Origin of the sequence: Marinobacter sp. SS21, assembly GCF_028369065.1 — a bacterium.
In the GTDB taxonomy this organism is placed as follows: domain Bacteria; phylum Pseudomonadota; class Gammaproteobacteria; order Pseudomonadales; family Oleiphilaceae; genus Marinobacter.
The window spans coordinates 471,511-484,772 of record NZ_JAQNDA010000002.1 but is presented as its reverse complement, the minus strand read 5'-3'; the positions used below and the strand labels follow the sequence as shown (position 1 = coordinate 484,772).

10 protein-coding genes are annotated in these 13,262 nt (G+C 54.2%); all 10 read right to left on the bottom strand.

Annotation, left to right across the window (positions count from 1 at the left end):
• Positions 1-132: 132 nt before the first annotated feature.
• The 10 genes from N6L25_RS04450 to N6L25_RS04405 all read right to left on the bottom strand — a co-directional run bounded on the left by N6L25_RS04450 (position 133) and on the right by N6L25_RS04405 (position 13,258).
• Positions 133-2,364, bottom strand: a complete 2,232-nt coding sequence (locus tag N6L25_RS04450) for a polysaccharide biosynthesis tyrosine autokinase (RefSeq protein WP_271978285.1) — start codon at positions 2,362-2,364, stop codon at positions 133-135.
• A gap of 7 nt (positions 2,365-2,371) precedes the next feature.
• Complete coding sequence (locus N6L25_RS04445; RefSeq protein WP_271978283.1) at positions 2,372-2,815, bottom strand: low molecular weight protein-tyrosine-phosphatase; 444 nt, start codon at positions 2,813-2,815, stop codon at positions 2,372-2,374.
• A 4-nt stretch (positions 2,816-2,819) separates the two neighbouring features.
• Entirely contained in the window at positions 2,820-3,947 is a 1,128-nt protein-coding gene (locus tag N6L25_RS04440; RefSeq protein ID WP_271978280.1) for a polysaccharide export protein, read from the bottom strand.
• A gap of 151 nt (positions 3,948-4,098) precedes the next feature.
• A complete protein-coding gene (locus N6L25_RS04435; protein WP_442915203.1) occupies positions 4,099-5,571 on the bottom strand; it encodes an undecaprenyl-phosphate glucose phosphotransferase in 1,473 nt (490 codons plus the stop codon).
• 483 nt (positions 5,572-6,054) lie between these two features.
• Positions 6,055-6,993 carry a hypothetical protein gene (locus N6L25_RS04430; RefSeq protein ID WP_271978278.1) on the bottom strand — a complete coding sequence of 313 codons (939 nt, stop codon included), beginning with the start codon at positions 6,991-6,993 and terminating at the stop codon, positions 6,055-6,057.
• A gap of 272 nt (positions 6,994-7,265) precedes the next feature.
• Complete coding sequence (locus N6L25_RS04425; RefSeq protein ID WP_271978275.1) at positions 7,266-9,305, bottom strand: YjbH domain-containing protein; 2,040 nt, start codon at positions 9,303-9,305, stop codon at positions 7,266-7,268.
• A 251-nt stretch (positions 9,306-9,556) separates the two neighbouring features.
• Positions 9,557-10,042 carry a transcription/translation regulatory transformer protein RfaH gene (gene rfaH, locus N6L25_RS04420; RefSeq protein WP_271978273.1) on the bottom strand — a complete coding sequence of 162 codons (486 nt, stop codon included), beginning with the start codon at positions 10,040-10,042 and terminating at the stop codon, positions 9,557-9,559.
• Positions 10,039-10,806, bottom strand: coding sequence for a 3'(2'),5'-bisphosphate nucleotidase CysQ (cysQ, locus tag N6L25_RS04415; protein ID WP_271978271.1), 768 nt, complete (start codon positions 10,804-10,806; stop codon positions 10,039-10,041). The genes rfaH and cysQ overlap by 4 nt, the downstream gene beginning before the upstream one ends.
• A 107-nt stretch (positions 10,807-10,913) precedes the next feature.
• Positions 10,914-11,861, bottom strand: a complete 948-nt coding sequence (locus N6L25_RS04410) for a hypothetical protein (RefSeq protein WP_271978269.1) — start codon at positions 11,859-11,861, stop codon at positions 10,914-10,916.
• Positions 11,862-12,412: 551 nt separating this feature from the next.
• Positions 12,413-13,258, bottom strand: coding sequence for a class I SAM-dependent methyltransferase (locus N6L25_RS04405; RefSeq protein ID WP_271978267.1), 846 nt, complete (start codon positions 13,256-13,258; stop codon positions 12,413-12,415).
• Positions 13,259-13,262 lie beyond the last annotated feature (4 nt).

Below are 13,262 nucleotides of genomic sequence, written 5' to 3'. Positions count from 1 at the left end.
GCGCTTCTTGGTCTGGTACTCGGCTTCGGAGAAGGTGATCTGATCCATGGTGACACTGAATCCTATGCGGTTGGCGATGGCCCTAATTATCGCTGAATTTGAGACTTATTCAGAGTCTCCTTATTAATATTTTCAAGTATTAGCAGATCGGGCACCTGATGGCGCATATTCGTAGTTATAATAACCGTAGCCATTGTAAGACTGAATGGAGGCTCTTTTCTCAACTGCATTAAAAATCACACCTTTCACATCGATGCCATTTTGCTCAAACCGACGCTGGGTTAACTCGATTTCCTTCAATGGGTTGAGTCCAAAGCGTGTCACCAACATTGTAGTTCCCGCATGTTTACCAACTATCGCTGGATCTGTCACGGCCAAAATGGGTGGGGTATCAACAATGACAAGATCGTATTTTGGTGCCAATTCCTGCAGGTAATCCTCAAACCGCTTTCCCATCAGCAGTTCCGAAGGATTAGGTGGCACCATACCTCGGGGAATGAAGGTTAAGTTATCCGCTTCGGTGTGGTGAACGACCTCTTCCAGGGTTGCCTGGCCAGAAAGTAACTCTGAAAGCCCCTTATCGTTATTCACGTTAAAGGTTTCGTGGGAAAAGCCTTTGCGCATATCGGCATCTATCAGTAGTACTCTCTGGTCCGCCTGAGCCATAACGGCTGCCAGGTTCGTCGATACAAAGGTTTTACCGACGCCGGGGCTCGGCCCGCAGATCATCAGGATATTATTGGGCGCATCCATCAAGGCAAAGTGAAGGCTGGTCCTCAGACTTCGAAGCGCTTCTATCGCCAAGTCAGCGGGATTTTTAAGGGCAAGGAGTTTAGAGTCCTGCTGTGTTTTACGCGAAACGCGCTTACTTGCTTTGCGCCCCAGCGCTTCCTGACTTTCCGAGAGCGGAATACCTGCGTATACAGGCAGGCCGATACTTTCAATGTCATCGGCATTTTCAACCCCACGATTAAGGGCGGAGCGAACCAAAACAATGGCCACCCCAATAAATCCACCTAGCAGAATAGCGACGGCCGCAATCAAGGCTTTCTTCGGTTTGACGGGCTGCTCCACATCCACAGCAGCCTCATCCACCACGCGCACGTTGCCTACGGTTCCCGCTCGCACGATGTCCAACTGCTGGATATTGGCCAACATCTGGAGGTAGATTTCATTCCCTACTTCTACGTCCCTACGCAGACGAACCAGCTCCTGCTGGGTCTGCGGCAACCCGCCAATCCGCTCATCCAGGTCACTGCGGCGCTGCTTGAGTTCCTCCATCTGGGAAGCCCATGCCTTATAGCGCGGATGTGTGGGCTGGAACCGTTGCTCTATTTCCGCACGCTGTATTTCAAGCTCGGAGATCCGTTTTTCCAACTCCACCACTTGTTCAAGGATTGCCTCGCCTTCTGCGGTAATGTCGATAGTTTCCGCCGTAATTTGGAAGGCATTGAGTTTCTCCTCCGCCACTTCCAGGTCCCGCTTCACCTCCGGCAGCTTATTACGGAGGAACTCCAGGGACTTAGCGGCTTCTGCGCTGTTGCGCTCCACGTTCTGGCGAACGTAGTTGTTGCCCACCTCATTGAGCACCGTTTCGGCAAGCCTGTAGTCTTCATGCTCAAAACCCATGGAAATAATGCCGGAGTCTTTACCCTGCTCGCTGGCGGCGATCTTTTCCTGAAGCTCTGCAATGGCGCTGTAATGGCGGCGTTTGGTGACTTCAAACTCGGTGCCGGGCCTTGCCTGTAGTTCCTTTACCATCAGTGCGTAGTCACCGGATTGTTCCGGTTGGCCAACAATACCCTCCAGTACGAGTTGGTCTTCCGAGTTGTACAGCACCCACCCTGTGTCTGTGGTCATCAGACTGAGCGGCTTGCCAAACTCCACCGGCGGGACGGACATACGGGAAACAGACAGCTTCTCGCCGCCCCAGGCGAAATTTTCTCCCCATAGTGGATCTGCCACTTCTCCGCTGGATCCCACAAAACGCCGGGCAATGGCCTTGCCGATGATAGGGAAGTAATTGGGCTCAACCACGATGTCCAGGTTCAGGTCGTCTACCACCTTGCCAAGCACCGTACGGCTCTTGATCAGTTGGATTTCGGTGGTGGCCGTGGAGGTGGACCCCAGAAGGCCCGAGAGGTCCTCCATACCAGGGAGCGAGCCGGTTTCATCCTCCACCTGAATCAGGGAGGTTGCGCGATACACCGGCGGGGCCAACAGGGCGTAGGCCACGCCGATCACGGTGAAAACAAAGGTGACTGTGGCAATCAGCCACTTGTGATCCCAGAGCGTGCCAAACAAGGCCAACAGATCAATTTCATCATCGGCGTGGTGCTGGGTGGAGTTGTTGGTGTCGCTCATAGATCTACTACTTATCCAGGTATCGAAGCCAGGCGTCGGTGGCCTGGTCAATCAGTTGATAAACGTGCTCGAAGGCGGGGCGTTGCTGGCGGTACGGGTCCGGTATAGGCTGGCCGTCCAGCCATTTGCCCAGCAAAAAGGCCTTGCCACGGGTTTGGGGGGCCATCTCGTACAGGTGCTTGAGATGCCTGTCTTCCATGGCCAGGATCAGGTCCGCCTCGGCCAGCATGTCCCGGGTCACCTGTCGGGCCCGGTGGGTGGAGGCATCCACGCCATTGTCCCGCAGCACGGCCTGGGCGGTGTCATCCGCAGGCTTGTCCACCAGGGCACCGATGCCGGCGGACTCGATGCGGCGGCCGGTCGGGTTGCCCAGCTTTTCCTTCAGCAGGTATTCCGCCATGGGGCTGCGGCAGATATTGCCCACACAAACAACGAGTATGTTATTGAACATAGGCTTAATTGGAATTGCTGAGTTCGTCTTCAGCTCGTGCGAAGAAGTAAATGGCCTGGGCCGTTGGCAGCAGTTGGCTGATCAACCGGTTCCAGCGGGCAATGGGCGCTGCCGTTACGTAAACGATGTCCCGGGGCTTCAACTTGAACTGGTCCGCCAGTACCAGAGCGGTAGCGTTGCCCGCGTCCAGCTGGTAAACGTTTGCAATTTTGTCGGTACCCTCGGGGGCCTTGCGCAGGACGAAAACACCACTGGCATTGGCCGTTGCTTCCACAAAGCCACCGGACTCCGCCAGGGCTTCGGCGAGGGTTATATCGCTACGCCCAAAGCTGAGGGTCTGGGGTTTTTCCACCTCGCCAAGGATGAATACCTTGGCCGCATCGTTACGTGCCACGTGGACAATATCATCGGGTAGCAGAAGGATATTCTGCTGGGTATTGCCGTTCTGATAGAGTTCCCGCAATGAGAAGCTACGGGTTTGCTCGTTTCGAGTAAGGGTAACGTCGGTCCAGTCCGCCAACTCTGTCAGCCCCCCAGCCCGACTCACCGCCTCAATGAGCGTGAGCGGCACATTGGTAATGGGCTGGGTACCAGGCTGCTTCACCTCTCCGGTTACGTAGACACGTTTGGAGCGGAAAGCTGCCACGGTTACATCCACCTGAGGGTCCTGAATGTATTCCGCCAGCCGTTCCCTGAGAATGTCACGGATTTCGGTGACCTTGAGGCCGGCAACTTCTACCTTGCCCACATAGGGATAAAAGATACTGCCGTCGCTGTGCACCCAGTTGCCGGCTTCGGAGGGGCTGCGGTCCGAGCCTTGGGGAATGGTCAGCTCCGGGTGGTCCCATACAGTGATGTTGAGAATGTCGCCGCGATTGACGACGTAATCGTACTCGGCAAGCGCTTGCTCCAACTTTCCATTCAGCGACGGCGAGACCTCCGGCTGAGACAGCAGCTCCGCCAGCACTTGGGGGGTCACCGGGTAGATCTCGACCAGATCCTCGACATCAACGGGTTCATACTCCGCGTCACTAAACCAGGAGGAGCCAGCCGATGGGATATGGCCACCGGGGAAAACAGTACAACCGCTGACAAAAAAGGTCAGCAACAGGGCAGCAATGAGCCGGTTCATGGGTATCGAACGTCCAAGTGGTAAAGTCTTTGGTCCAGGAAGGGGCCTATAATGCGCAAATGCACGGCCGTCTGCAAACATCGTCAGGTTTAAATTTGAAACCGCTCACCTATGCGGTTTGATTGGGCGGCTTGATTGGCTAAGCCACTGATCAGTATATGTTCTTTGAGAATAAGGAGATGGGTGTTTTCAGCAGAATTTTGAGGTCCAGCCTGAGGCTCCAATGGCTGATGTAGTCCAGATCCAGTTCAACCCGCTTTGCCATCTTATCGATGGTTTCGGTCTCGCCCCGATACCCGCTGATCTGGGCGAGGCCGGTAATGCCAGGCTTCACTCTGTGTCGGGCCATATAGGCAATGATTTTGTCTGAATAATAGTTGTTATGGGCCACTGCATGAGGGCGGGGCCCTACCAGCGACATGTCTCCCTTCAAGACGTTGAACAGTTGCGGTAACTCGTCGATGGACGTGCGACGGATGAACCGGCCCACCGAGGTAACCCTGGGGTCTTCTTTGGTGGCCTGCTTAACCTCACTGTCATCGTGCATTCGCATAGACCGGAACTTTAGCACCTCGATGATGTTCCCGTTCCAGCCATGACGTTGCTGCCGAAACAGAACCGGCCCCGGCGATGACCATTTCACCGCAATGGCCACTGCAAGCAGTAACGGGCCCAATACAGCGATACCCAGCAACGCCAAGCTACGATCCATTAACGACTTGAGGAAAGCCCCGCCCGGGTATGAGGTCAGTGGGCTTTCATTCAGGTGGATGGCGGGCATGCCACCCAGATCCTGAATGCTGTGGTTCAGCAGCTTCAGGTTGGCGAAGTCTGGAATCCACACCACATCCACGTTGGCGTCCAGAAGATCAACGTACAGCCCTTCAATTTGTTCGGTTTCCTTGGCGGGAAGGGCGATGTAGACCCTGCTGACGTCATTCTCCGCCAGTACGGACCGAAGCTGGCTCACACGCCCTATCACCGGGAAATAGGGCTGGGTTACCTCAACTTCAAAATCAGGCTCGTCATCCAGCGCCACCATCCCCAGCATTTGTTCCCGACGCTCGTAGCGCACCTTGATGGCCAGATCGAATGCCAGCTCGCCTGCGCCTATGATCAACGAACTCCTGGCTGACCGGAGTTCCCGGTCCAATCGTTTGAACAGGTAATGCAGCGGCACAAACGCTGCTACTTGCAGGCCACCGGCGAGCATCATCCACTGCACCACCAATTGGCGGGAGAACTGGTCGCTGGTTTTAGTAATGAACGCGACAAAGATCAGCATTGAGACCAGGGAGAGCCACGCCAATAGGATGCGCCCCAGGCCCGCCAAGTAGCCATTCTGAGTGCTATAGACCCGAAACAGTGTACACAGCGGGATCGAAATCAGCAGTGTCGCCACGATCATCATCCGGTACTGGGGGGGCAGGTAACCCACCTGCTGAACCGCCAAACTGACCAGCACCAGCACTTGCAGCGAATTCGCCAGGATCCACTGCAACCAGAACACCAGTCTGGCTGGGCCACTGCCTGGGATAGCTAGAGGTAATTCGTTCGTCGGTCTCGACAGCGAAACCCGCTCAGCTGCCTTAAGCGGGATGCCAGTACGCGCAATATCGTTCATGTCACATCAATCTTCTGTCGTTCAGAAAGACAGGGCCTCACCACCGGGAGCGGATGGCTATTCCCTATTCCGGGTAAGCGCGAGTGCAAACGATCGGGTGCAAAGACAGCTGGGCCAGAACACAAATCTGGCCACTCGGCGCCCGGCTGCGTAACGCAAGTCAGAACATCCCCCTGCCTGAGCCGGGCCGACACAACGGCCATGACTATCAGGCGAGGGCAATACATACCCAATTAGTGCAATTCAAGTGATCCTGCCAATCTCGTTATAAATACAAGAGTTGACGAAGGTGTCATGGAGCCCGTGCCGGAAACGCCATTAGGGAGCGCTTGGCAAGGCCTTAAGCCAAAGGTTGGGGTAGACGGGATTCTAGAATGGGTTGGCTATCGAAAAAGCGAAAGCCCAACATGGAACTGGGGCAGCAGCGGACCAAATCGGCCTTACGCCGGATTCGGTGATGCCACTGCCCCCAGTGACTGGCCTTTACGCCGTGCCAGTACCACCCGTTGCGCCGGTAGCGCCGGTGGCGTCGTCGTCGATCAGATCGTCGATCAGATCATCCACGAGATCGTCGATGCCGGCCTGATCCAGAATGTCCTGTGCTGACGGAACTTCCGGGGTCGGAGCTGTCACGATGTACTCTTTGGTCGCTTTAACAATTTCCGCAAGCGCCAGGGTAGCGGTGTCGCTATCAACGGCCGCCTTCACGCCGGCAACGTCCAGCTTCTTGACCAGGGCACCGAATGCGGCCTTGGTATTACCGTAGGCATTGGCCTCAGCCTGGGGCTTCAGGGTGATGATCTGCTGGCTGATCACCTGGTTCACCAGGTGCAACTTGGCCGCGGTTTCCCGGGTGGCGTCGTCCGCCAGGGCGAAGTTCTTGGCTGCGATCGGATCGTAGTCTGTCAGGTCGATGTTACCAACGCCCAGCTCATCGGCCAGCTCAGCCGCCGCCTGCTCTTTGAGCTCGTCCAGTGAGGCAGTGGACCCTGCCGCCAGCGCCTCTTCGATCTTGGACTGGATGATGGTGGAGAATCCGCTCACCGCCTTGCTGCCAGCCGGTGCCAGGAAGGTCAGGCCTGCGCCTACAGCCTGGAAGGTGTCTTCGTCGATGGTAGACGCCGTGGATTCCATCACCAGCGGGTACTGGCTGTCAGCGTTGGACAGGCCATCAATCTCGAATTCGCCGCCTTCACCGGTGATCGCAGAGGGCTCACCCTCGTCGCAGGCTTTGTTCAAGTTGCGGTCTACACACACCCGGGCGCCAACCAAATAGCCGTCGTAAACAACGCCTTCCGCGCTGCCTTCCGATGAAGACGAGCCGGAACTACCGTTGTTGCAGCCAGTCAATGCCGCGGCCATAGAAACAACGGCGATGGCAGCCAGTTTGTGCTTGATGCTTCCTTTTGGGTATTGCTTCATGGTTTTCTCTCGCTCCTGATGAACTCACTTCCATTCTCTGGCCAGATGGCCTACGGGTACTGCCTTAGCGTGGGTACTGCGTAACTAGTTGTTAGCTGCTTGTTGTTAGCTGCTTGGTAGCTACTTAGTAGCTACGTGGCAACGACCTAGCAACTGAGTGCTAACTACGTGGAGATCGGCCAACTTTTCCAGGTTAACTGTATTCGCCGCTGGCTCTGGCCACTATATTCGAACAATTAAAAAACACAACAGACTCAACAACCTGAAACGGGCTATTGGTTACTGAACCTACCCCGGTTTAAATACACCTCGCGCAGCGGGTTGGCCGATTGCACAATGCCAGCGCCACCAAACGCGGTGTAGTTAAGATCGTCGTTGATTCGGGTTTGCACACTGTACGACCAGTCCGCATCGCCGCGCAACTGCAAGTACCTGAATTGATGGTCTTTAACAGGTGTAAGCGGAATCACCCAGCCCAGACTCACAAATTCTGCATCGGTGTTCTTGTATTGCAGGGTCACTGCGTAGTCGCCGAACCAGAAGCGGCTGTCTACCCGCACTCCGGTATCTTCAGCAAAAAACTGGCCACCGTAGACGTCCAGCTGCAAATCCAGGCCCGGGTTAAAGTAAGAGTATCGGGCCAGCGCCTGTCGCCGACTGATGTCGTCAAACTCCCGGTGTTGGAAATAACCACCAATAAAACCGAGGCTGTGGTGACCACTGGGGCTCAGGATCAGGGTTTCATTCAGCGCGCCCCGGTAATCGAACGCGTAGCGCCCGGCATGAACACTGGTGTACATCCAGGGCATCATCCTCAGGGATTGCTGGATCTCGGCTTCAATCACGCCTGTTCGTTGGCGGCCATCGAAGAACACCCCGCCCTTTTCAAAATCCTCGCTGCTATAGAACTCGGTGTTGTAGCTTGCGGACACCAGTGCGCCCGGCCAAAGGGAGGCGGATAGTTCCGTGCCCAGTGCAACGGAGGCGTCCCACACGCCATACTCAGTACCCACAGTCGAACTGATGTTGGGGCGGAAGGTCAGACGGGGCTTCCAGGCTGGGCCAAAGCTGCCTTCGAAATCCCAGTCCGACACGGTCAGGTCTGCTCCCGGCAACACGCCACCGGGGGCGAACTCCGCAGCCAGCGCGTATGGCTTCGCGTCCGGGCCCAGTGATACTGTACGGTTGACCACAGGCAACCCCTGATTCAGCAGGGTGAGCCGGGCTGTCCCGTGGATCCCAGCCGCCTTTTGGGCCCTACTCGCCACGTCATACAGAGAATCACGCTCGTCTCTGTTGTACAGATTGTTCTCCCAGCGCACATGCAGCGTATCGCCCACGCTGGCAACACGGACCCGCTCGTACCCGGCATCGACCAACGCCTCGCCAAGATTGCGAGCAACATCGCTACTGGCTTGCGGGTTCTCGACATCGGACGACCTCCGATGCGACGCCGGTACCGATTCCCTCGCCGTCAACGCGTCCGCAGGTTCTTGCTGCTCCACAGCGCGTTCTTGCCCGGTCCTCGCCGCTTCCTGCGCCAACCTGGGGCGAGCACCCGCGTTGCCGAATGGAATGCTGATACCGATGGCCGCAAAGCGGCGGTCATCGTCGTATTCGCCGCGGTTATAGGCCACTACTTTTGCCTTGACCTGGGTTCCGCCCGGCAACCAGCCGCGAGGCGAGGTCACACCCGCTCCCACTCGGAGGTCCTGGCTGTCATGCTCGGCAATGAAATTCAACCAGGGGAAGGGGCGGAAAGAGACGGCACCGAATGCTCCATCGAGGTAGCGATTAGGCACATCGGGGTCACCATAACCAAGAGCAAACTCTACCGGACCGAACTGACGTCCAGCGACAATGTACTTAGCATCAAAATAATTTACTTCTCCCCCAAGATCCTGTATCCCAACTGCCAAATCAAACCACTCATGTGGAATTAAAGGTGCCTGCACCTTAACGTTTGCTGAAAGATCACGAATTCCACACCCCTGAAAACAACTTGAGTGGGTTTCAGCCCACGCCAACCTCCCCCCTACTTCCACGTAAGGGAACACACCAAACGTCCCCGAAACATTTTTTATATGGTCGTAGCCTCCCTTATAAAAGGATTGATCAGAGAACTGTATATCTGCTTGCCCATGCGCCAGCGCCGTGGCCGATGGCACATTAAGAAAGCCGCTGTAGCCGGGAAAGGCCAAGTCGTGATCTACGTTTTGTGCCATTGCCGGGAAGGAAAGCGCGCTGCCGGCAACAGCCAGCTTCAGGCACGCTACCGCCCCACTAACCAGGGTCGAGTGTTTTGAGGTCATAAAAGATGCAGTAGTTTGAGACAGGGAATTCGGGCAGGACTCACTTTTCCCAACATATCCCTGTCAGGTTCCGAGCAGACGGCCGTAACAAGTTGCAACCGAATGCTTACAAAAATGTGACGCAATTCTACCTGACGAGATATTACAGGCAAGCTACAGGCCACTATAAGCCTCGCTTTTAGGTGAAGATCTTGTCAAATGCTGTCAAATATAAGGTCGCCAGTGGGAATAGACTGCTAGTGAGACGCTATTCAGGGTTTCGTGCGAATCGTGGTGACGGGAACCGACACCCTCTGCTGTTTCTGCATAAACTCAATCAGCACAATCGCCCGCTCATCACCGTCAAAGGACTGGAATACGGCTGACAGCCCGCTAAACGGGCCGCCATCGAGTTCAACCGCTTGGCCGGTTCGAATGCCTCCCTGCTCCTCTACGCGTGCCAAGCCCAGCTTGAGCTGACAGATAATCTCTTCGTTGATCACGGCCGGCTTATTGCCAAAACTGACCACCCTCAACACCCCGCGTGTTGAGCGCAACTTTGCCCAGCGGGGATCATTCTGAGACAAATGAATAAAGAGGTAGCCCGCGAACAGCGGTTCCAGCCTGCTCACCCGCTTGCCGGCGCATACCCGCTCCACCTTCACCTTGGGGTAGAAACAGGCGACATCCTGGCGCTGCAGGTGGTCCAGGGCGCGGTCGCCCTGGGCCGGTTTGTGCTGGACGACGTACCAGCTCATCGATACCACTTGGCCGAGGCAACGAAGTACGGATTGAGTACGTCTTCCTTACCATAGCGCAGGGGCTGCCCTTCGAGCGTCTCCACCTTACCGCCTGCCGCCGCCAGGACGGCATGAGCGGCACCAGTGTCCCATTCACAGGTGGGCCCAAGGCGGGGATAGATATCGGCATCACCCTCGGCGATTCTGCAGAATTTCAGGGAGCTGCCAGCCTGTACCAGCTGGTGATCACCAATAGTCTGAATGAAGTCACGAGTGGCATCGTTCAGGTGACTTTTGCTGGCGACAATGCGCTTTTGCGCCTTTGGCACCACCACACTGATACGCCGCACCCGACCGCTGCGCTCCCGCTTCCAGGCCCCCTCACCTTTAACACCCCAATAGGCTTCGCCCAGGGCTGGCGCAGTGACCACCCCCAGCACCGGTTCGCCATGCTCGATCAACGCGATGTTGACGGTGAACTCGTCGGTGCGCCGGGTAAATTCCTTGGTGCCATCGATGGGGTCCACCAGCCAGAATCGATGCCAGCGACGACGCTGTCGCCAGGGCGCGTTGGCTGCCTCCTCGGACAGGATCGGGATATCCGGCGTGAGCTTCCGAAGGCCTTCAACAATTACCTTGTGCGACGCAACATCGGCACAGGTGATGGGGGATTCGTCCTCTTTGAAATTAACCTTGAAGTCAGACCGGTAGATGTCGAGGACCTTATTGCTGGCTGCATCGGCGATATTGATGACATCTTGGAGAAGGGTTTGGTATTGCATAAGGGTTGGCTTCCTGCTCTGGCTGGCGAATTCACAGCGGCCATAATAACACCCTGTCGCAATACAGTGGCACTGCTCTTGGCCAAACGCCCCGCATTCTCTCAGGATTATTGCGTCCCGGTGCCCCCTCCCGTGCCGGTGCCGCCGGTAGCATCGTCATTTACCCTTGATCTTATTGCCGCCTCTGCAGCTTCGTCTTCGTCTGCCTGCAGGTTAATCTCTGCTATTGTTGGGTCCGCCGGCATCAGTACACCTACAATCTGGTCCTTGGTGGCCGTAATTCGGTCCTCGATCGCGAAAACGTCTAAGCTTATATCCACCCTCGCCTTCACTGACTCAGCATTTAATTTCTTTATCACAGCCCCATACGCCGCCCTAGGGTTGTTTGGAGCCCGGGATTCCGCCCGGGGCTTCAGAAAAGCGATTTGATCTATAAGTATCTGATTGACAATATGCAGCTTGGCGGCCAACTCCCGCGTGACATTGTCCGCTAATCCAGACGTCTTGGTAGCAATTGGGTCGTAGTTCGTTAAATTGATATTGCCCGCCCCCAGCTCCTGGGCAAGCTGAAGATTTGCCTGTTGCTTGAGCGTCGCCAGAGTCCCCGTCGAGCCCTGTGCTAAAGCAGTCTCAATTCTGGATTGGATGATCGTGGACAGCGCGCTGATCGCCTGGCTGCCGGCAGGTGCCGTGAGTTTCAGGCCAGCCCCGACGTTACTACCGTCGTCTTCGTCCACGGTATCGTTCGTCGTTTCCAACACCAGCGGCCACAGAAGTTCTGCGTCGGTGAGATCATTAAGCTCAAAGGCGCCACCGGCAGCCGTGGTGTCTGAGGGTTCTGCGGGATCACAAACCTTGTCCAGGTCTCTGTCGATACACACCAGAGCATTAACCAGGTAACCGTCGTAGGCGATGCCTTCAGAGGTGCCTTCGGGGGTTATGGAGCTGGAGCCGCTACTGTTGTTGGAGCAGGCGGAAAGAAAAGCGGCTATTAACACGACACTTACGGTGACCGCGGGAGAATGAGAATAGTCAGCGTGATCTAATGCTTTCATTTCTACAACTCCTGTCAACGTTCAGCAGAACTCACCGAATTGCTGAGTGACACTGGAAGTGAGGGGTTGCCTTCCGGCCGAATGCAGCCTCACAGCAGGTAGAAGTTTCAACTGAGAAGCAGGTGCAATTGATCCAAACAACCCAGGTCACTGCACCTGAACTGAGCGCGAAGCCGGACGCACATCTTTACGAGATCGCCAGCCTTCAGACAAGACCAACTTTCAGCACCTGCTCAAAAGCATAGACTGCGGGAGGGAAAGTGCTAAGCAGAATTATTAGAAAAGAGGTGTTTCGAGGTGGCATTCAGTATTCACCAATCCACATCAGCTTTTCAGCCAACCATCATCTCTAACTGAGAAATCTTGGATAACAATAACAGCGATACCATTAATTTAAAACCACTTAATTATAGCGCAATCACTCTGATCAAAGTCATAGACTTAAAACAACATTAATAATCCAGCAAAAAATATATTTAGACAAGCAGAATATCATTTTAATTTCGCGACCCATATTGACCTTACATCACAAATCAGCCAGACATAAGCCACTATCGATTATCGATTTTTCGAGCAATAATTGCAATAAAATCACCTTTTTTAAAAAGTCCAGAAAAAGCCAAAAACAGGTAAAGAAGCTTCCCTTTTAACCCCAAAAATCTTGACCTACCCCGTAACGGCAAAAATGTTTCAACTCTTAAAACCTCAAAACCATTATTGGCTAAAAATGCTTTTAGACTGTTCGGCGTAAAAAAGGACTTGTGATGATAACTAAAAATATCGGCCTTTAGTTTAGGCTTAAATACTGATGAAACTTTATCGTAAAAACTCCAATATTGAAAAGGAACCTCAATATAAACTATACCATTAGGCTTCAAATAATAATTAACATTCCCAAGAACCTTAGAGGGGTCATCAACATGTTCAAGAGAGTGATTCATCGTCACCACGTCAAACTCGCCCTCATTAAAGGAACTGACTTCAAGAGCTTTTTTTAAAAAAACAGCGTTAGCTGTAACAAGGTCTTTCTTCTCTAAATAAGCGTCAACACCAACAACTTTATTAAAACTGGCCTCCGCCTTCTCCAAAAAATGACCCAAACCACAACCGAGATCTAATAAGGCATTCGTCGAGGAAGCATAATTCAAAAGATTTTTGATGATATTTTCGTAATGCAAGGCATTATCAATACTCTGGCCGGCGTACTCATACTCCTGACCAACACGTCCAAAATAGTTTTTCCCATATATTTCTTGATCTAAATCTCCGATCAAAAAACTAGCCCGACATGAACTACAAGTGTAGACTGCTACGTTAGAGTTAGTTAGCGCCAAGAAATTAGAAAAACGAACATTTTCGATCACTTCGGAACCACAAAGCTTACATTCTATACTCATTTAT